The organism is Sphingomonas sp. BK345 (genome assembly GCF_014193845.1).
In the GTDB taxonomy this organism is placed as follows: domain Bacteria; phylum Pseudomonadota; class Alphaproteobacteria; order Sphingomonadales; family Sphingomonadaceae; genus Sphingomonas.
In genome coordinates this window covers 1-19,128 of record NZ_JACHZX010000010.1, presented here as the reverse complement: position 1 = coordinate 19,128, position 19,128 = coordinate 1, and the positions used below count along the sequence as shown (strand labels likewise).

General features: G+C 70.7%; 18 protein-coding genes. 8 read left to right on the top strand and 10 right to left on the bottom strand.

Annotated elements, in window-relative coordinates; genetic code table 11:
• Positions 1–8 precede the first annotated feature (8 nt).
• Genes ntrC through dusB form a run of 3 tightly spaced genes read right to left on the bottom strand, consistent with a single transcriptional unit; the run spans position 9 to position 3,519 of the window.
• The gene (ntrC, locus tag FHY03_RS19710; protein ID WP_183932163.1) at positions 9–1,451 is read right to left on the bottom strand and encodes a nitrogen regulation protein NR(I); all 1,443 of its coding nucleotides are present in this window, start codon (positions 1,449–1,451) and stop codon (positions 9–11) included.
• Positions 1,448–2,509 (bottom strand): ATP-binding protein, encoded by a 1,062-nt coding sequence (locus FHY03_RS19705; protein WP_183932162.1) that lies wholly within the window; start codon positions 2,507–2,509, stop codon positions 1,448–1,450. Before FHY03_RS19705 ends, ntrC begins: the two co-directional genes overlap by 4 nt.
• Positions 2,506–3,519: a tRNA dihydrouridine synthase DusB gene (gene dusB, locus FHY03_RS19700; RefSeq protein ID WP_183920367.1), complete on the bottom strand. Its 1,014-nt coding sequence runs from the start codon at positions 3,517–3,519 to the stop codon at positions 2,506–2,508. Before dusB ends, FHY03_RS19705 begins: the two co-directional genes overlap by 4 nt.
• 81 nt (positions 3,520–3,600) lie before the next feature.
• On the opposite strand from dusB, the gene FHY03_RS19695 reads away from it, so the two are divergent.
• From FHY03_RS19695 to FHY03_RS19685, 3 genes are read left to right on the top strand one after another with little or no spacing between them, the layout of a single operon-like run.
• A complete protein-coding gene (locus FHY03_RS19695) occupies positions 3,601–4,728 on the top strand; it encodes a bifunctional 2-C-methyl-D-erythritol 4-phosphate cytidylyltransferase/2-C-methyl-D-erythritol 2,4-cyclodiphosphate synthase (RefSeq protein WP_183932161.1) in 1,128 nt (375 codons plus the stop codon).
• The gene (locus tag FHY03_RS19690; RefSeq protein ID WP_183932160.1) at positions 4,725–5,264 is read left to right on the top strand and encodes a hypothetical protein; all 540 of its coding nucleotides are present in this window, start codon (positions 4,725–4,727) and stop codon (positions 5,262–5,264) included. Before FHY03_RS19695 ends, FHY03_RS19690 begins: the two co-directional genes overlap by 4 nt.
• Positions 5,261–5,797 carry a CinA family protein gene (locus FHY03_RS19685; protein ID WP_183920361.1) on the top strand — a complete coding sequence of 179 codons (537 nt, stop codon included), beginning with the start codon at positions 5,261–5,263 and terminating at the stop codon, positions 5,795–5,797. The genes FHY03_RS19690 and FHY03_RS19685 overlap by 4 nt, the downstream gene beginning before the upstream one ends.
• On the opposite strand, the gene FHY03_RS19680 is transcribed toward FHY03_RS19685, so the two are convergent.
• Both FHY03_RS19680 and lipA read right to left on the bottom strand, forming a co-directional pair.
• A complete protein-coding gene (locus FHY03_RS19680) occupies positions 5,725–6,219 on the bottom strand; it encodes a type II toxin-antitoxin system RatA family toxin (protein ID WP_183920359.1) in 495 nt (164 codons plus the stop codon). The two genes, FHY03_RS19685 and FHY03_RS19680, sit on opposite strands and share 73 nt — an antisense overlap.
• Positions 6,206–7,126 (bottom strand): lipoyl synthase, encoded by a 921-nt coding sequence (gene lipA / locus FHY03_RS19675; RefSeq protein WP_183920357.1) that lies wholly within the window; start codon positions 7,124–7,126, stop codon positions 6,206–6,208. Before lipA ends, FHY03_RS19680 begins: the two co-directional genes overlap by 14 nt.
• Before the next feature lie 54 nt (positions 7,127–7,180).
• On the opposite strand from lipA, the gene FHY03_RS19670 reads away from it, so the two are divergent.
• Positions 7,181–7,810 (top strand): carbonic anhydrase, encoded by a 630-nt coding sequence (locus FHY03_RS19670; RefSeq protein ID WP_183920355.1) that lies wholly within the window; start codon positions 7,181–7,183, stop codon positions 7,808–7,810.
• Positions 7,811–7,963: 153 nt separating this feature from the next.
• On the opposite strand, the gene aspS is transcribed toward FHY03_RS19670, so the two are convergent.
• Complete coding sequence (aspS, locus tag FHY03_RS19665; protein WP_183932159.1) at positions 7,964–9,787, bottom strand: aspartate--tRNA ligase; 1,824 nt, start codon at positions 9,785–9,787, stop codon at positions 7,964–7,966.
• 173 nt (positions 9,788–9,960) lie between these two features.
• Between aspS and rnd the strand changes: the two genes are divergently transcribed.
• Positions 9,961–11,136 (top strand): ribonuclease D, encoded by a 1,176-nt coding sequence (gene rnd / locus FHY03_RS19660; protein WP_183932158.1) that lies wholly within the window; start codon positions 9,961–9,963, stop codon positions 11,134–11,136.
• Positions 11,133–11,444 carry an I78 family peptidase inhibitor gene (locus FHY03_RS19655; protein ID WP_311722436.1) on the top strand — a complete coding sequence of 104 codons (312 nt, stop codon included), beginning with the start codon at positions 11,133–11,135 and terminating at the stop codon, positions 11,442–11,444. The genes rnd and FHY03_RS19655 overlap by 4 nt, the downstream gene beginning before the upstream one ends.
• Positions 11,445–11,632: 188 nt before the next feature.
• On the opposite strand, the gene FHY03_RS19650 is transcribed toward FHY03_RS19655, so the two are convergent.
• Genes FHY03_RS19650 through FHY03_RS19635 form a run of 4 tightly spaced genes read right to left on the bottom strand, consistent with a single transcriptional unit; the run spans position 11,633 to position 17,167 of the window.
• Positions 11,633–13,123, bottom strand: coding sequence for a Ppx/GppA family phosphatase (locus tag FHY03_RS19650; protein ID WP_221190370.1), 1,491 nt, complete (start codon positions 13,121–13,123; stop codon positions 11,633–11,635).
• Between the two features lie 5 nt (positions 13,124–13,128).
• On the bottom strand, positions 13,129–15,309 hold the full coding sequence (locus FHY03_RS19645) for an RNA degradosome polyphosphate kinase (protein ID WP_183920349.1): 2,181 nt from the start codon (positions 15,307–15,309) through the stop codon (positions 13,129–13,131).
• Positions 15,306–15,926: an HdaA/DnaA family protein gene (locus FHY03_RS19640; protein ID WP_183932157.1), complete on the bottom strand. Its 621-nt coding sequence runs from the start codon at positions 15,924–15,926 to the stop codon at positions 15,306–15,308. The genes FHY03_RS19645 and FHY03_RS19640 overlap by 4 nt, the downstream gene beginning before the upstream one ends.
• The gene (locus tag FHY03_RS19635; protein ID WP_183932156.1) at positions 15,923–17,167 is read right to left on the bottom strand and encodes a heavy-metal-associated domain-containing protein; all 1,245 of its coding nucleotides are present in this window, start codon (positions 17,165–17,167) and stop codon (positions 15,923–15,925) included. The genes FHY03_RS19640 and FHY03_RS19635 overlap by 4 nt, the downstream gene beginning before the upstream one ends.
• 63 nt (positions 17,168–17,230) lie before the next feature.
• On the opposite strand from FHY03_RS19635, the gene purM reads away from it, so the two are divergent.
• Together purM and purN are read left to right on the top strand one after the other, a co-directional pair.
• Positions 17,231–18,322 carry a phosphoribosylformylglycinamidine cyclo-ligase gene (gene purM / locus FHY03_RS19630; RefSeq protein WP_183932155.1) on the top strand — a complete coding sequence of 364 codons (1,092 nt, stop codon included), beginning with the start codon at positions 17,231–17,233 and terminating at the stop codon, positions 18,320–18,322.
• Positions 18,319–18,900: a phosphoribosylglycinamide formyltransferase gene (gene purN / locus FHY03_RS19625; protein ID WP_183932154.1), complete on the top strand. Its 582-nt coding sequence runs from the start codon at positions 18,319–18,321 to the stop codon at positions 18,898–18,900. The genes purM and purN overlap by 4 nt, the downstream gene beginning before the upstream one ends.
• Positions 18,901–19,128: the final 228 nt, after the last annotated feature.

The following is a 19,128-nucleotide window of genomic DNA, read 5'->3' as shown; positions in this document are numbered from 1 at the left end:
TCGGAAACTTATGGCTCGTCCGATCCCGCCGCCCGCGCGCCCGGGCTGATCCCGAGTGCGTCGAGCCGCTTGCGCAGCGTGTTGCGGTTGAGCCCGATGGCGCGGGCGGCGCGCAGCTGGTTGCCGCCGTGGCGTGCCAGCATCGCCGCGATCAAGGGCCGCTCCACCGCGCCGATCACGCGATCGTAGAGCGAGCCGTCGTCGAGCGCCCGCGGCTCCTCGCGCGCCAACCGCTCGATCATCGCGCGCACCGCCGCCTCGATGCCGGGATCGGGCAGCGCCTCGACCAACGTGGGAACGGCGCCAATCGTCGCCGTCACCTCGGCCGCGCCGATCCGGTCGTCGCGCGACAGCGCGGCGAGGCGGCGCATGAGGTTCTCGAGCTCGCGGACGTTGCCGGGCCAGTCATGCGCCTCCAGCGCGGCGACCGCCTCGGCGGCGAGCGTCTTGCGCGGCAGCCCCGCCTCGGCCGCGCGGTCGAGGAAATGGCGCGCCAGCTCGGCGATGTCGCCGCGGCGCTCGCGCAGCGCGGGCAGCGCGACCGGCACGACGTTGAGGCGGTAATAGAGGTCCTCGCGGAACTGCCCGCCCGCGACCGCCTGCTGCAGGTCACGGTTGGTGGCGGCGACGATGCGGACGTCGGCGCGGATCGTGCGCGCGCCGCCCACCGTGGTGAACTCACCCGACTGGAGCACGCGCAGCAGCCGCGTCTGTGCCTCGATCGGCATGTCGCCAATCTCGTCGAGGAAGAGTGTGCCGCCCGCAGCCTGCTCGAACCGCCCCGCGCTCCGCTGCGTTGCCCCGGTGAAGGCGCCGCGCTCGTGCCCGAACAGCTCGGCCTCGATCAGCTCGCGCGGGATCGCCGCCATGTTGATCGGCACGAACGGCGCGGCACGGCGCCCGCCGAGATCGTGAATCGCGCGCGCGACCAGCTCCTTGCCCGTGCCCGACTCACCCGAGACCAGCACGGTCAGATCGTTCGAGATCACGCGCGCGATGACGCGGTACACGTCCTGCATCGCGGGCGAGCGACCGATCAGCGGCAGCTGCTCCTCCTCAACGGCACGATCCTCCGTCGCCGCGCCCCCGCGCTTGAGCGCCGCCGCGATGGTGCGGGTCAGCGTGTCGAGGTCGAACGGCTTGGGGAGATAGTCGTAGGCGCCCGCCTCAGTGGCGCGCACGGCAGTGGTCAGTGTGTTGCGCGCGGAGAGCACGATCACCGGCATGTCGGGGCGCTCGCTCGCGAGCCGGCCGGCATGGTCGATGCCGTCCCCGTCGGGCAGCACCACGTCGGTCACCAGCACGTCGGGCGGGTGGGTGCGCAGTTCGCGCGCCATGTCGGCCAAGCTGGCGGCGGTGCGCACCGTGTGACCGGCCCGCCGCAGCGCGTGCGCCACCACGGTGCGCACCGCATCGTCGTCGTCGACGATCAGGATCTTGCCGACGATCACGCGGCGCGCGGCAGCAGCAGGCGGAAGACGGTGTGATGCGGCTGGCCCTCGCGCGCATATTGCACGATCCCGCCCATGTCGCGCACCAGCTTGTCGACCAGCGCCAGCCCCAGCCCCTTGCCCTCGGGCCGGCCCGACACGAACGGGTCAAAGAGATGGTCGGCGATGTCGTCGGGCGCGCCCGGCCCGGTGTCGATCACGCACAGCTCGATCGGCAGCGCGACGCGCTCACGCCCCTTGCCTGTCGCCACGGTGATGCCGTGGCGATAGGCGGTGGTGAGCGTGATGCGCCGCTCGCCGCGACCGCCCAGCGCCGCGGCGGCGTTCTTGAGCAGGTTGAGCACCACCTGGAGCAACGCGTCGCGGTTGCCGAGCACCGGCGGCAGCGACGGGTCGTAGCGCTCCTCGATCGGGATATCGCGCGCGAACCCCGCAAGCGCGACGCCGCGCGCGTGCGCCAGCAGCGGGTAGATGTTGAGCGGCGCCACCTCGCGCGGTCGGGTGTCGGTGAAATCCTCCATATGATCGATCAGCGCGGCGATCCGGTCGACCTCGGTGATGACCAGCCCGGTGAGCTCGTCGGGCGCCGCGCCGTCGGCGATCAGCTGCGCCGCGCCGCGGATGCTCGAGAGCGGGTTCTTGATCTCATGCGCCAGCATCGCCGCCGCCCCGACCGCTGCGCGGGCCGCCGCGGCGCGGTCGCCCGACACGCCCAGCCGGCGCGACGCCGCGGCATGGTGGAGCGTGATCGTGCGCCAGCCCGGCTGATCGACCACCGCCGCCTCGACCAGGTCGACGCGGACGCGGGCACCGCCGCGAGTCTCCACCTCGATGTCGAAGGCGGCGAAGGCATGATTGGCACGCCGCGCCTCAGCGTCGGCCACGCCGAGCAGCTCGGCGACGGTCTGGCCGCGCATCGCTCGCTCGGAGAGGTTGAGCAGCGTTTCCGCCTCGGCGTTGGCGCGCTCGACGCGATCTTCGGGATCGACCACCAGCACCGCGACCGGCAGCGCGGCGAGCAGCTCGGCCTCGCTCGGCCCGCGCTGCGTCGATCTCACGCGGCGTCCCGCATCCGGTGCGGCGCGTAGAAGTCGGCGAGCATCGTCTTGACCCGCTCGGGATCGGGCTCCTGGTTCACCGCGTTGCGGAACTCAGCCGAGCCGTGGATCCCCTTGGTGTACCAGCCGATGTGCTTGCGCGCCATGTTGACGCCGGTGACGATGCCGTAGTGGCTCAGCATCATCTCATAATGCTCTGAGATCACTGCATATTGCTCGTCGAGCGTCGGGTCGGGCCGGCGCTCGCCGGTGGCGAACCAGTGCATCAATTGGCCGAGCAGCCATGGCCGCCCATAGGCACCGCGGCCGATCATCACGCCGTCCGCGCCCGACTGGGCCAGCGCGGTCTCGGCGTCGTCGATCCCGCAGATGTCGCCGTTGACGATCACGGGGATCGAGACGGCCTCCTTGACCGAGCGGACGAAGCCCCAGTCGGCGTTGCCCTTGTACATCTGGTTGCGGGTGCGGCCGTGGACCGTGACCATGCGGACGCCGAGGTCCTCCGCGATGCGCGCCAGCTCGGGCGCGTTGAGGCTGTCGTGGCACCAGCCCATCCGCATCTTGAGCGTCACCGGTGCGTCGACCGCGCGCACCACTTCCTTGACGATCGCCGCGGCGAGCCCGAGGTCGCGCATCAGCGCCGAGCCGGCGTCGCCGTTCGTGACCTTGCGCACCGGACAGCCCATGTTGATGTCGATGATCGCGGCACCCTTGTCGCGCGCCAGTCGCGCCGCCTCGCCCATCTCGTGCGGGGTGCAGCCGACCAGCTGCATCGACACCGGCTCCTCCGAAACGTGCCACATCGCCTTCTGCAGAGACTGGCGCGTCTCGCGGATCGCCGCCTGGCTCGCGATCATCTCGGTGACGTTGAGCCCCGACCCGTAGCGCCGCACCAAGGTACGGAACGGCTGGTCGGAGACACCGGTCATCGGCGCGAGCACGACCGGCTGGTCGACGCTCACCTCACCGATGCGGATCGGCGTGAGCCGGGAGGGAAGAGGCTGATTCATCGCTGCTGCTCGAAAAATGGGCAGGTAGTCGACGCGCACCGCTCTGGCAAGCTCGGCGCGGAGCGGCTAGGGCGCGCCGCCATGACCACGGTCGCCCTCATCGTCGCCGCCGGCAGCGGCTCGCGCAGCGGCAGCGCCGCGCCCAAGCAATATGCACTCGTCGCGGGTCGGCCGATGATCGCGTGGAGCCATGCCGCGCTGTCGGCGCACCCCGCGATCGACCGCGTGATCGTCGTGATCGGCGCGGGGCAGCAGGCGCTGCTCGCGGCGGCGGTGCCCGGCGCCGAATGGGCGATCGGCGGTATCGAGCGGCGCGACTCGGTGCGCGCGGGGCTCGACGCTGCCGCGGGCGCGACGCGCGTGCTGGTGCATGACGCGGCACGGCCGTTCGTGCCCCATGCGGTCGTCGACCGGCTGCTCGCCGCGCTGGCCGACGCACCGGGCGCGATTCCGGTGCTGCCCGTCGCCGATACCTTGGTAGCGGCGGACGGTGCTACGGTAGCGCGGGAGACGCTCGCGCGCGTGCAGACGCCGCAAGCGTTCGACGCCGCCACACTGGTGCGCGCGCATGCGGAGTGGGATGGCGGCGCGGCGACCGACGACGCGCAGATGGTGCGCGCGCTCGGGCTGAGCGTGGCGCAGGTCGAAGGGGACATGATGCTCGACAAGATCACCTACCCCGCTGATTTCGCCGCCGCGGCGGCGCGCGTCGGCACGGAAACCCGCTCGGCGAGCGGCTTCGACGTTCACCGGCTCGAGAACGGCGAAGAGCTGTGGCTGGGCGGCGTGCTCATCCCGCACCACCAAGGTCTCTCCGGCCACAGCGACGCCGACGTCGCGCTCCACGCCATCACCGACGCAGTTCTCGGCACGATCGCGGCGGGCGACATCGGCACGCATTTTCCTCCAAGCGACCCGCGATGGCGCGGTGCCGAATCGGGACAGTTTCTCGCGCACGCGCGCTCGCTGGTCGAGGCGCGCGGGGGTTGCGTCACCTTCGTCGACCTCACGTTGATGTGCGAAGCGCCCAAGATCGGCCCGCATCGCGCTGCAATGCAGGCGCGGATCGCGGAACTTCTCGGGCTGTCGACCGATCGAGTCAGCGTGAAAGCGACCACTACCGAGCGACTCGGCTTCACCGGACGTGGCGAGGGGATCGCCGCGCAAGCGGTCGCCACCGTGACGCTGCCGGGCGGACTGGACGCATGAACCGCCTCCCCTCGCTCGCCGCGGCACTGGCCGGCGTCGCGCTTCTCGCCGCGCCTCCCGCCGCCGCGCAGGACCGCTGCCTATCGAGCACCGACGCCGAGTCGATCGCGCTGGTCGCCCTGCCCGAGATCATCCGCGACGCTGGCCGCGTCTGTGCCGCGCTGCCCGCCTCCAGCCTGCTGCGGAAATCGGACAGCGCCCTGCTCGCGAAGTATGATCGCGAGGCCGACCTCGCCTGGCCAGCGGCGCGCACCGCGATCGCGAAGCTCAGCGACCCGGCGGTGGAACTGCTGCTGCTGAGCGACTATGCGCGCCCAATGCTGACCTCGCTCTTCGCGCCGCAGATCACCGGGCGGATCCAGCCCGGCGACTGCGGGACGCTCGACCGGCTCGTGACGCTGCTCGAGCCGCTGCCGGCGCGCAACACCGCGGGCATCGTCGTCGCGACGCTGCAATATCTCAAGGGCGAGAAGAACAAGGGCAAGCGCGACGCCATCCCCGACCTGCCGGTCTGCGCCGCGGTGACCGGACGGTGAGCGACGACGTGCTCCCCCAGCAACTGGTCGACGCGGCGCGCCGCGTGATCGAGGCCAATCGCGCTGCCGGGCGTCGCGTCGCGGTGGCGGAGAGCTGCACCGGTGGGCTCGTCTCCGCCGCGCTGACCGAGATCGCGGGCTCGTCCGACGTCTTCGACGCGGGCTTCATCACCTATTCCAACGAGGCAAAGCAGCGCCAGCTGCGGGTGAGCGGCGACGTGCTCGACACCTTCGGCGCGGTCTCGATCGCGGTGGCGTGGAGCATGGCGCAGGGCGCGCTGGCGCAGTCCGCGGCGGACGTCGCCGTAGCGATCACCGGCGTCGCAGGGCCGGGCGGCGGGACCGAGAAGAAGCCGGTCGGCACGGTCGTGTTCGCGCGCGCCGAGCGCGCGGGCGATCCCGCCAACGTGGTCGCCGACAAGCGCTTCTTCGGCGACCTCGGCCGCGCCGGGGTGCGGCTTCAGGCGGCGCTGTGCGCGCTGGAACTGCTGCTGCCTGAGCCCGACGAGGAGCCCGCGACCGAGTCGCCGTAGAGCGCGCGCGCGCGCTCCTCGAAGGCGCCGATCATCTTGCGTAGCGCAACGCCGAACACCTGCCCGGCGAGCATCTCGAACATGCGGTTCTTGAAGGCGAAGTCGACGGTGAAGTCGACCAGCGAGCCGCCCTCGCCGTCGGGACGGAAGCGCCAGTCGTTGTGGAGGTACTTCAACGGCCCGTCGACATATTCGACGCGGATCGTGTCCGGCCGCGCCTTGGCCACCTTCGAGGTGAAGGTCTCGCGCAGCCCCTTGAAGCCGACGATCATGTCCGCAAGCGTCTCGCTATCGCCGTCGCGGCGCACGCGCATCGCAGTGACCCAGGGCAGGAACTCGGGGTAGCGGCGCACGTCCGCGACCAGGTCGAACATCTGCTCGGGGCTGTAGGGCAGCCGGCGGGTCTCGCTATGCTTGGGCAAGCTTCGCCTCGCGCGCTGCCCGCATCTTCGCAAAGTCGTCCCCCGCGTGATAGCTCGACCGCGTCAGTGGCGACGACGCCACCAGCAGGAATCCCTTTGCGCGCGCGATCGCGGCATAGGCGTCGAATGCCTTGGGGGGCACGAACTCGGCCACCTTGGCATGGCGCGGGGTCGGCTGGAGATACTGGCCCATCGTCAGGAAATCGATGTCGGCCGAGCGCATGTCGTCCATCACCTGGTGGACCTCGAGCCGCTCCTCGCCGAGCCCGAGCATGATGCCCGACTTGGTGAAGATCGACGGATCGAGCTTCTTGACGCTCTCGAGCAGCCGGATCGACGCATAATAGCGCGCGCCTGGCCGGATCGTCGGGTACAGCCGCGGCACGGTTTCCAGATTGTGATTATACACGTCTGGGCGCGCCGCGACGATGGCCTCCACCGCGGCTTCGTGCTTGTTGCGGAAATCGGGTGTGAGGATCTCGATCGTCGTCGTCGGGTTGGTGCGACGGATCGCCTCGATCACCCGTACGAACTGCCGCGCGCCGCCATCGGGCAGGTCGTCGCGGTCGACGGAGGTGACGACGATATGCTCCAGGCCCATCTGCGCGGCGGCGTCGGCGACGTTCTGCGGCTCCATCGGGTCGACCGCGCGCGGCATGCCCGTCTTGACGTTGCAGAAGGCGCAGGCGCGCGTGCAGGTGTCGCCCAGGATCATCACGGTCGCGTGCTTCTTGGTCCAGCACTCCCCTATGTTCGGGCAGGCGGCCTCCTCGCACACGGTGGTGAGGCTCTTCGAGCGCATCAGCGCGCGCGTGGCGGCGAAGCCCTCGCTGGTGGGCGCCTTGACGCGAATCCAGTCGGGCTTGCGCTGGCGTGCTGGAGCCGGAAGCGGAGTCATCTCGTTCATGCCGTCGCAGATAGCGGCTGGCAGTCCCCGAAACAACGGAAGGGTAACTGACGAATGAGCAAGTTTAACGATATGGTCGAGGGCTACTATCGCTTTCGCGGCAACGAGTGGCTGGAGGAGCGCGAGCGCTGGACCGAGCTGGCCAGCGGCCAGTCGCCCAAGGTAATGGTGATCGCCTGCTCGGACAGCCGGGTCGATCCCGCCACGATCTTCGGCAGCCGCCCGGGCGAGGTGTTCGTGGTGCGCAACGTCGCCGCGCTGGTGCCGCCGTTCGAGACCGGCGGCGGGCGCCACGGCGTCTCGGCCGCGCTCGAGTTCGCGGTCACCGTGCTCCAGGTCGAGGAGGTGCTGGTGCTCGGCCACGGCGCGTGCGGCGGCGTCAAGGCGGCGCTGTCCGGCGACCTCAAGCAGGCCGAGCCGGGCCATGGCGGCTTCGTCGCGGCGTGGATCGACCTGCTCGACGACGCGCGCGAGAAGGTGATCCACGAGCACGGCCAGGGGCCTGAGGGCCAGACCGCGCTCGAGCAGGAGGGCGTCAAGGTCTCGCTCGCGAACCTGATGACCTTCCCGTTCGTGCAGGAGCGGGTCGAGGCGGGCAAGCTGCGGCTGCACGGCGCGGTCTTCGCGATCGCCGACGGCAAGCTGCGCGTGTTGCAGGAGGACGGCCACTTCGAGCCGGCGTGATCGGGTCGGGGGTGATCGCGGGAGCGGGCACCTCCACCCTCTTCTGTTCCCCGGCGGAGGCCGGGGTCCAGTCGGGGGCCGTAAATGGAACTCACCACGGCCGGCCCAACTGGGCCCCGGCCTTCGCCGGGGAACATGTCTAGCTGAACGCCCTCACCCCGCCGCGGGCGCCACCAGCGCGTCCTTGTCCTTCGGCAGCTCGGCGGTGACCTTGATGTTCAGCTCCTTGAGCTGCTTGGCCGAGACGAAGCTGGGCGCCCCCATCATCAGGTCCTCGGCCTTTTGCGTCATCGGGAAGACGATCACCTCGCGGATGTTGGGCTCGTCGGCGAGCAGCATCACGATCCGATCGATCCCCGGCGCCGACCCGCCGTGCGGCGGCGCGCCGAACTTAAAGGCGTTGATCATGCCGGCGAAGTTGGTGTCGACGTCGGCCTTGGTATAGCCCGCGATCTCGAACGCCTTGTACATGATGTCCGGACGATGGTTCCGGATCGCGCCCGACGACAGCTCGATGCCGTTGCAGACGATATCATACTGATAGGCCAGGATATCGAGCGGGTCCTTGGTCTCCAGCGCATCCAGCTCGCCCTGCGGCATCGAGAAGGGATTGTGGCTGAAGTCGACCTTCTTGTTGTCCTCGTCATACTCGAACATCGGGAAATCGACGATCCAGCAGAACTCGAAGCGTGACGTGTCGATCAGCCCGAGCTGGTCGGCGACGCGGGTGCGCGCCAGCCCGGCGAGCTTGGCCGCCTGCGCTTCCTTGCCCGCGGCGAAGAACAGCCCGTCGTCCGGCCCCAGGCCAAGCGCGTCGGCGAGCGCGTTCATCTTCTCCTCGCCGTGATTCTTGGCGATCGGGCCGCCCCACTCGCCCGCCTTGCGGGTGGCGTAGCCGAGCCCGGCATAGCCCTCGGCCTGCGCCCAAGCGTTCATGTCGTCGAAGAACTTGCGGCTCTTGTCGGCGGTGCTGGGCGCCGGGATCGCGCGCACCACGTCGCCGGCCTCGACGATCGACGCGAAGCGACCGAAGCCCGAGCCGACGAACTGCTCGCCGACGTCGCTGATGATCAGCGGATTGCGCAGGTCGGGCTTGTCGTTGCCGTACTTGAGCATCGACTCGCGGTACGGGATGCGGCGGAACGGCAGCGCCGAGACGGTCCGACCCTTGCCCTGCCAGTTCGCGAACTCCTCGAACACGCCGTGCAGCACCGGCTCGATCGCGGCGAAGACGTCGTCCTGCGTGACGAAGCTCATTTCGAAGTCGAGCTGGTAGAACTCGCCCGGGCTGCGATCGGCGCGCGCGTCCTCGTCGCGGAAGCACGGCGCGATCTGGAAATAGCGGTCGAAGCCCGCCACCATCAGCAGCTGCTTGAACATCTGCGGCGCCTGCGGCAGCGCGTAGAACTTGCCGGGGTGAACACGGCTCGGCACCAGATAATCGCGCGCGCCCTCGGGCGACGAGGCCGTCAGGATCGGCGTCTGGAACTCGGTAAAGCCCTGGTCCACCATGCGGCGCCGGATCGAGGCGATCACGCTCGAGCGCAGCATGATGTTGGCGTGGAGCTTGTCGCGGCGCAGGTCGAGGTAGCGGTTCCGCAGCCGGATCTCCTCCGGATACTCGGCGTCGCCGAAGACGGGCATCGGCAGCTCGGCCGCGGCGCTCTGCACCGTCGCGGCGCGCGCGTACACCTCGATCTCGCCGGTCGCGAGCGCGCCGTTCACCGTCGCCTCGCTGCGGCGCTTCACCTCGCCATCGATCGTCACCACCGACTCGACGCGCACACTCTCGAGCAGCGCGAGCGCGGGCGAGTCGCTGTCGGCGACGATCTGGGTGACGCCATAATGGTCGCGCAGGTCGACGAAGAGCACGCCGCCATGGTCGCGCTTGCGATGCACCCAGCCCGAGAGGCGGACGGTCTGGCCCGCGTCGTCGGCGGTCAGCGCGGCGCAGGTGTGGGAGCGATAGGCGTGCATGGGGCGGAAACTCTGGCTACGGCGCCGCGCTTCGCTCCGGGCGCCGGCGCCGCGGGAAGCGACGGCACGGCGGCCTTCGACGCGCCGCGACGGCGGTTGTCGGATGGTCGCCGCCCTCTCGCGTCATTACCCTCTTTGTCAACCCGCGCCTGCCCGGCTATGGGCAGGCGCTTATGCACGTTCACCCCCTGATCACCGACAGCGCGACGCTGGCCAATCTCTGCACCCGCCTCAGCGAGGCGCCGTATGTGATGGTCGACACCGAGTTCATGCGCGAGAGCACCTACTATCCGGAGCTCTGCCTCATCCAGATCGCCGACACCGAGGAAGCCGCCGCGATCGATCCGATGGCGGCGGGCATCGACCTCGCCCCCTTGCTCTCCCTGCTGGTCGACAATGAGGACGTGCTCAAGGTCTTCCACGCCGGCGGGCAGGACATCGAGATCATCTACAATCTCACCGGCAAGACTCCGCACCCGTTGTTCGACACGCAGGTGGCGGCGATGGCGCTCGGCCAGGGTGAGCAGATCGGCTATTCCAACCTCGTCGACAGCTGGCTCGGCATACCGGTCGACAAGGGCGCGCGCTTCACCGACTGGGCGCGCCGCCCGCTCGACGCGCGCCAGATCGAATATGCCATCGGCGACGTCACGCATCTCGCCGCGATCTTTCCCAAGATGCTGGAGCGGCTGCGCAAGACCGGCCGCGGCGCGTGGCTCGACCAGGAGATGGAGCGGCTCGCCGACGCCGCCAATTACGCCAACGACCCCGACGTGGCGTGGAAGCGCGTCCGCGTGTCGAGCCGCAAGCCCGAGGTGCTCGGCCGGCTCAAGGCGATCGCGCGCTGGCGCGAGCTCGAGGCGCAGGCCAAGGACCTGCCGCGCGGCCGCATCGTCAAGGACGAGACGATCGCCGACCTCGCCAGCCACCCGCCGCGCAAGCAGGTCGATCTCGCCAAGGTGCGCGGCCTGTCGCAAACTTGGGCGGGCAACGACATCGGCGCGCGGCTGATGGCGGCGATCGAATCGGCCGGGCCGCTGCCCGAGGCGGAGCTGCCGCCGCGCGAGGACCGCAAGCCCGGGCTCGGGCGCGAGGGCGCGCTGGTGGCGGACCTGCTCAAGCTGCTGCTCAAGATCCGCGCGCGCGACATCGACGTCGCGCCGCGGCTGCTCGCGCGCGGCGACGAGCTCGAGGCGCTGGCGGCGGGGCAGCGCAACGGGCTGCAGATCCTGCAGGGGTGGCGCTACGACCAGTTCGGTCACGACGCGCTCGACCTGGTCGAAGGGCGGCTCGGCTTCGCGGTGCAGGGCGGCAAGCTCAAGATGACGCGGACGGAGGCGGCGGCGTGAGCCGGGCGGCGGTCGCGTCCGTCGTGCTGATCGTGCTGGCGGGCTGTGCGCCCAAGATGGCGGCGCCGGTCGCTGCGACGCCGGCCGCGGGCGCTGAGGCACCGGGCACGCGCTGCGACGCCGGCGTCGCGGCGGCGCTGGTCGGGCGCCAGGCGGACGCCTCGGTGGCGGAGGCGCAGCGGCTGAGCAGCGCGCGCACGGTGCGGCGCTATGCCACCGGCGACGCGCTGACGATGGACTATCGCGCCGACCGGCTGAACGTGGAGACGGACGCGCGCGGGACGATCGTCAAGCTGAGCTGCGGCTGAGGCCTGAGGCCTGCGGGGTAATCGTTGACGTCCCGCCCCTCCCCTACTGCCGTCATCCCGGACTTGGTCCGGGATCCACCGTGCCGCACTTTTGGTGGCCGCTGCGTTTGCGGATGGGTGGATCCTGAAACGAGTTCAGGATGACGCTGGTGGGTGGTGAAGGCGGCGCACGCCGACCTCAGCCTTCCTCATCCCAGTCGCGGCTGCAATCCCAGCGCCTGCGCCAGCGCCTTGTGCCGCTTATGCACCGTCTCACCGTACAGCGCGGCGTCGTCGCCCGACAGCGTCACCACCAGCTCCCCCGCCTCTACGCGCAGCGACGAGCGCCCCAGCGGCCCCGCCACGCCACCGCTGAGCCGCTGTCCCAGCCGCATCGCGGTGCCCCACGCCGCCGCGCGCTTCAGTGACGGCTCGTCCGCGAGCAAGGTCAGCGGAGGCGGCGGCGTGACGGCGCCGCCCATGCCGGTCCACAGCGCCTGGCCCAGCATCGCGCGGCCGCGCGCGTCGATCCCGACCCAATTGCCGTGAAGTGCGATCTCCAGCCCGCGTTCGGCGCGGAAGTCGGGGTTGGCCCGCCAGCCTACGTCTGCGAGGTGGCAGGCCGCGGTGCGCAGCCGCGCATCGCCCGCGTCCTCGTCGGCGAACAGCGGCGCGATCCAGGCATCGAGCAGGTCGCCGTGCTCGATGAAGCGCCCGCTCACGCGCCCCTCGTCGCGCGTCGCCACCACCAAGGGATCGAGCGCGCGTTCCTCGGCGCTGAGCTCGTCGTAGAGCAACCCCTCGCGCAGTCCATAGGCCGAGACGATCGTCCGCGTGCTGCCGAGATGCCGCAGCACCGCGGCGAGCAGCGCGGCGGCGTCGCTGAGCGTCGGCACGCGACCGCCCGAGATGCCGGGTATCTCACGCAACCGCGCCTTGTTGACGTGCGCCAGCGTGCGCCGCAGCCGCGCGACCGTATCCGCCGACATGGCATATTGGTGGATGACGGGAAGTGGATAATGGGTCACGACCATGTCCAGCCGCGCCAGCGCGCGCCACGAGCCGCCCACCAGGTACAGCGGCACGTCGCGCCCGGCCCCGCTCCAGCCGCCCGCCGCGAGCAGCGCTCCGACTTTCTTGTCGAGCTGCCCCGTCCCGCGCAGCGCACCGATCCTTAGCACCCCGAGCGGGAAGGAGGCGCGCTCGTGCAGCGCGCCGCCGCGCACGCGGACCAGCTCGAGGCTGCCGCCGCCCAGGTCACCGACGATCCCGTCAGCATCGGGGATTCCCGACAGCACACCCAGACCCGCCGCCTCCGCCTCCTTCTCGCCGGGGAGCGTCTCGACAGTGAGGCCCGCCGCCTCGGCGACCGCGATCAGTTCGTCGCCGTTCGCCGCGTCACGCACCGCCGCGGTCGCCACGGTGCGCAGCCGAGTGACCTCCATCTCGCGCGCCAGCCCGGCGAAGCGCTGGAGCGCGGTGCGCGCGGTCGCCATCGCCGGCGCGTCGATCGCGCCCGACTGCGCCAGGCTGCGCCCGAGGCCGGCGAGGACCTTCTCGTTGAACAGGATCGAGGGCAGCCGCGGCGGTCCCTGATAGACCACGAGGCGGATCGAGTTGGAGCCGATGTCGATGATCGCGGTGCGTGGCGGCTCGTCGCCTCCGCCTGCCGGCGTGCGCCGCACCCGGCGCGACGGCAACAGTCTCAACGCCGCCGCCTCAGCGACAGCACCGGCACCTCGTCACCGTCGAGCGCCGCCCCGCGCCCCGACAGCGACGGATTCACCATGAAATAGCGGTGGAGGTTGAACGGCTTGTCCCCCGGTTCGACGCGCACGTAGCTGCCGTCGGACTGGAGTTCCCAGCTCTGCTCATTGTCGATGAGGTTAGCAACCATCACTTGGTCGAGCACCTGATCATGCACCGTCTCATTATCGATCGGCAGCAGATACTCGACACGGCGATCGAAGTTGCGCGGCATCCAGTCCGCGGACGAGATATAGACCAGCGCATCGTCGTTGGGGAGCGCGGCGCCGTTGCCGAAGGCGGCGATGCGGCTGTGCTCGAGAAAGCGGCCGACCACCGACTTGACGCGGATGTTCTCGGACATGCCGGGCACGCGCGGCTTCAGGCAGCAGATGCCCCGGACGATCAGGTCGATCTCCACCCCGGCGTTGCTCGCCTCGTAGAGCTTCTCGATGATCGTGGGATCGACCAGCGAGTTCATCTTGGCCCAGACCGCGGCCGGGCGGCCGGCGCGCGCATGCGCGATCTCGCGGTCGATGTCCTGCATCAGCCGCTCGCGCAGGCTACGCGGGCTGAGCACGACCTTCTCCATGTCCCCCGGCTCGACATAGCCGGTAATGTAGTTGAACAGCCGTGCCGCGTCGCGCCCTACCCGCGGGTCGGCGGTGAAGAAGCTGAGGTCGGTGTAGATCCGCGCGGTCACCGGATGGTAGTTGCCGGTGCCGAAATGGCAGTAGGTGCGGAACTTGCCGTTCTCGCGTCGCACCACCATCGCCACCTTGGCGTGCGTCTTCCAGTCGATGAAGCCGTAGACCACCTGCACGCCGGCGCGCTCCAGCGCACTGGCCCATTGCAGGTTCTGCTCCTCGTCGAAGCGTGCCTTCAGCTCCACCACCGCGGTGACCGACTTGCCCGCCTCGGCCGCCGCGATCAGCGCGCTGATCACCGCCGACTGCTTGCCCGCGCGGTACAGCGTCTGCTTGATCGCGACCACGTCCGGGTCGTTCGCCGCCTGCTTGAGGAAGGCCAGCACCACGTCGAACGTCTCGTACGGGTGGTGGACGACGATGTCCTTCGAGCGGATCGCGGCGAAACAGTCGCCGCCGAACTCGCGGATTCGCTCGGGGAAGCGCGGCGCGAACGGGACGAACTTGAGGTCGGGCCGATCCTCGTCGGCGAGCAACGACAGGTCGCCGATGCCGAGAAACGACCCGGTCTCGGTGACGATCGCGTCCGCGCCGCCGAGCTCGTCGCGCAGCACCGCGGCGAGCGTGTCGGGCATGCCGGTCTCCAGCTCAAGACGGATCACGCGGCCGCGGCGCCGGCGCTTGATCGCGTTGGCGAAGTAGCGAACGAGGTCCTCGGCCTCCTCCTCGATCTCGATATCGCTGTCGCGCAGCAGCCGGAACTCCGCCGCGCCGAGCACGTCGTAGCCGGGGAAGAGCGCGGGCGCGAAGCGCTTGAGGATCGACTCGGTGGCGACGTAGCGCGCGCCCTCGCCCGGCACGCGGACGAAGCGCGGCATGCCCGGAGGCAGCATGACCAGCTCGCGGATCGGCTCCTGGTCCGAGCGGCGCACCAGGTCGAACATCACCGCCATGCCGCGATTGGGAAGGAACGGGAACGGGTGCGCCGGGTCGAGCGCCTGCGGCGTGATCACCGGGAAAAGCTGCTCGTGGAAATGCGTCTGGAGCCAGGCATGCTGCTCGGCGTCGAGCGCGGTGGCGAGCGCGTGGCTGCCGAGCACCGATATACCGGCCTCCGCGAGCTCGGCGCGGATGTCGCTCCACACAGCCTGCTGGCTCGCCATCAGCGAGTCGGCCTCTTCGACGATCGCGGCGAGTTGCTGGCCAGGGGTGAGCCCGTCGGCCGAGCGCGCCTCGACGTCCTGGAGCTGCTGCCCCTTCAGTCCGGCGACGCGCACCATGAAGAATTCGTCGAGGTTGGCGCCCGAGATGGCGAGGAAGCGGAGGCGCTCGAGCAGCGGATGCGCGCGGTTGCAGGCCTCGTCGAGCACGCGACGGTTGAACGACAGCCACGACAGCTCACGGTTGAAGTAGCGCCCGCCGTCGCGATCAACGAACGGATCGTCGAGCACGTCCTCGGCGTCGATGCGGGCGATGGTGGTGGGTCGGGTCATGACTGGTCGCTCTGCGCGGTGAACGCCGCGTCGGGCTGGAGGGTTTCGCGCGCCAGCGGGATCGACAGTCGGCGCCGACCCGCCAATGCGGCGCGGTCCAGTCTCTCTATAGCATCGATGACAGCGGCATGACTCCGCTCGACCCGGGCGGCGAGCCAGGCGATCAACTCGGGCCGCGCGTCGAGGTGACGGCGCGCGAAGCCACGCTCGATCAGCGCGCGCACCAGCGCGTCGTCGGGCGCGCCGATCGTCGCCGCCGGGCTGGCGGCGAGGCGCGTGCGCAGGTCGGGCAGCGCGATCGCCCAGTCCGGCGGCAGTGCCGCGGCGAGCAGCAGCAAGGGGCGGTGTTCATCCTGCGCCCGGTTCCAGGCGTGGAACAGCGCCTCCTCGTCGCGGGTCTCGGCATCGTCGATGAGGTTCCCACCCGAGCGCGCCGCGAAGATCTGCCCCAGCAGCGTGCGCCCCGAGCGCGGCGGGCCGGCGATGATCGCGGTGCGCACCGGCCAGGTGGCCCAGTGATCGAGCAGCCGCACCGCGGCCGCGTTGGAGTCGGTGACGAGGAACTCGGCGTCGCGCGCGTCGATGGGCAACGCCAGCGGCAGCGCGAACTGGCTCATCCCGCCGGACCGCGCGGCGGCGCCGCGGCAGGAGCGGGCGCCGCGGGCGTGGCGCCAGGCGGCGCGCGCCGGATCCGCAGCGTCGTGCCGGTGCCGAACACCTGCCAGCCGCGCGCCTCCATCGCCGCGCGGAAGGCCTCGGGCGTGCCCGCGTAGCTCACCGCCATCAGCGAAACGCCGCCGAGCGCGAGGCTGGTCGTCGCCGCCGAGCTTACGCCGGGCACGCCGCGCAGCGCGCCCTCGGTGCCGGTCACCGCGCCCGCGTCAGGCGTGTCGAACTGCACCGTGATGCTGCTGGTGATCGCCGTCGACGCGGTGAGGTCGGCGAAGGCGTCGGTGAGATCGATCGGCGTCGGCGTCGCCTCCGGCATGATCGGATTGAGGCCGCTGTCCGGGTCGAGCGCGCCGCCGCGCAACGCCTCCTGGTAGATCGAGTCGAGTCGCCTCACCGCCTCGTCGAGCAGCGCCGGGATGCCGCGCGCGCTGCCGACGCGCAGCGTGAAGCCACGCAGCAGGCGATGATCGGGTCCGTAGCGCGCCTCGAAACTGCCCACCACCGGGCCGCCCGGCCACTGCCGCGTCAGCCGCGCGGTCGGCATCAGCACGTCGCTGGCGCCATATTGGTCGAGCACGGCGCGCCACCAGCCGCGGTCGGGGCGCTGCGTCTCGCCGACGTTGAGCAGCAGCGGGTCGGGCCCCGTGCCGCTCGGCCGGACATAGTCGATCGTGCTGCCGCCGGTGCGGAAGCGCGCCCATGCTTCCTGCCACAGCGTACGCTGCTCGAACGCGGTGCCGACCCCGGTCGCCCATTGCACCGGCACGACGACGAAGGGCGGCGAACGCTCGACATAGGCCGACACGCCGAGCAGCGCGGCGGTGCGCGCGCGATCGAACAGCAGGCCGAGCCGCGCGATATAGCGGTTGGGTCCGATCTGCTCCTGCTCGACGACGATGCTCGACACGATCGAGTCGAGCGCGCCGTCGGGCAGCGTCCGCTCGCCCGCGCCGAGCCGCTGCGCGAGCTGGGTGAAGCCCTTGCGCTGCGCCTCGCGCCAGCCGGCGAGCCGCGCCGCCTCGGCGTTGGGTCCCGAGACGTCGACGCGCACGCCGCTGACCTCGAAATCGTCCGAGCTGTCCACGGCGGCGACGCCGCGGTCGCCGCCCTCGATCTGCGCGACGACCGCGGCGGCGCCGAGCGCGCTCGCGGCCACGGCGGCGATGATGGCGGGGAGGCGTCGCATGTCGCGCGTCTTTTGGCGAAGCAGGCGTGGAAATCCAAGCGCGATGTGGCTAGGCGCGTCGCCATGAGCAACGAAGGTTACACCTACGAGCAGGCCGGGGTCTCGATCGCCGCCGGCAACGCGCTGGTCCGCGCCATCGCGCCGCTGGCCCGCGCGACGCGACGTGCCGGCGCCGACGCCGACCTGGGCGGCTTCGGCGGCTTCTTCGACCTGCGCGCGGCGGGCTTCACCGATCCGCTGCTGGTCGCCGCCAATGACGGGGTCGGCACCAAGCTGAAGCTCGCGATCGAGTGGCAGCGGCACGAGGGCGTCGGCATCGACCTGGTGGCGATGTGCGCCAACGACCTGATCGTTCAGGGTGCCGAGCCGCTGTTCTTCCTCGACTATTACGCGACAGGCCGACTCGATACCGTGGTCGCGGAGCGAGTCGTCGCCTCGATCGCGGAGGGCTGCCGTATCGCCGGCTGCGCGCTGATCGGCGGCGAGACCGCGGAGATGCCGGGCATGTACGGCGAGGGCGACTATGATCTCGCCGGCTTCTGCGTCGGCGCGGTCGAGCGCGGCGACGTGCTCACCGGCACGACGATCGCGCCGGGCGACGTCATCCTCGGGCTCGCTTCCTCGGGCGTCCACTCCAACGGCTTCTCGCTGGTACGCCGCCTCGCCGCCGACAAGGCGTGGAAGCTCGACCGACCGGCTTTGTTCGATCCCGACAAGCTGCTGGTCGATCACCTGATGGTCCCGACCCGTATCTATGTCGCGAGCCTGCTGCCGCTGCTGCGCGCACACCGGGTCAAGGGCCTCGCGCATATCACCGGCGGTGGGCTGCTCGAGAACATCCCGCGCGTGCTGCCCGCCGGCACGCACGCGATGGTCGACGCCGCCGCCTGGGAGCAGCCGCGGCTGATGGCCTTCCTCCAGGCGCAGGGTGCGATCGAGCCGGAGGAGATGGCGCGCACCTTCAACTGCGGCATCGGCATGGCGGTGGTGGTCGCGGCAGATCAGGCGGACGCGGTCGCCGCGGCGCTCCGCGACGCGGGCGAGACGGTCCATGCGATCGGGCGGATCGAGGCGGGCGAGCGCGGCTGCACCGTCTCGGGCTCGATCGAAACGTGGAGCGCGCGCGCCGACTGGACCGCGACCCACCGCGCATGAGCATGCCGGTGCGGGTAGCGGTGCTGGTGTCGGGCCGCGGATCGAACATGCGCTCGCTCGCGGCAGCGGCCGGCGACGCTTACATGATCGGGCTGGTCGCCTCGGACAAGCCCGAGGCGGCGGGGGTTGCCTGGGCGCGCGAGCAGGGGCTGGCAACCTTCGTGCTGTCGCCGCGCGGGATCGGCAAGCCCGCCTATGAGGCGGCGCTCGACGCGGCGCTGCGCGAGGCGGGCGTCGAGGTGATCGCGCTGGCCGGTTATATGCGCCTGCTGTCCGACGCGTTCGTCGCGCGCTGGCGCGGGAGGGTCATCAACATCCATCCCTCACTGCTGCCCAAGTACAAGGGGCTCGACACGCACGCGCGCGCGATCGCGGCGGGCGACGCGGCCGCCGGCTGCTCGGTCCACGTCGTCACCGAGGAACTCGACGGCGGCGCGGTGCTCGGACAGGCGGAGGTGCCGATCGAGCCTGGCGACACGCCCGATACGCTCGCCGAACGGGTGCTGGCAGCGGAGCACCGGCTCTACCCCGAGGTGCTAGCGCGCTTCGTGCGCGGGGGAGCGTGGCGCGAGGATTGAGCGGCGTGGGTGCGATCGTCCGCGAGAGATAACGACCATCTCTCCCCTCTGGCGTCATCCTGAGCTTGTCTCGGGATCACCCGTCCGAACGCCCAGGTGCGGAGGTGTTCGCGATACGGTGGATCCTGAGACAAGTTCAGGATTGTCTCTCAGGATTGTGGTGTAGGCTGTCGGAGCTGGAGAGCGTGCCGCGGGGTGGCCACCCCGCGGCACGTGGTGTCACGGCGT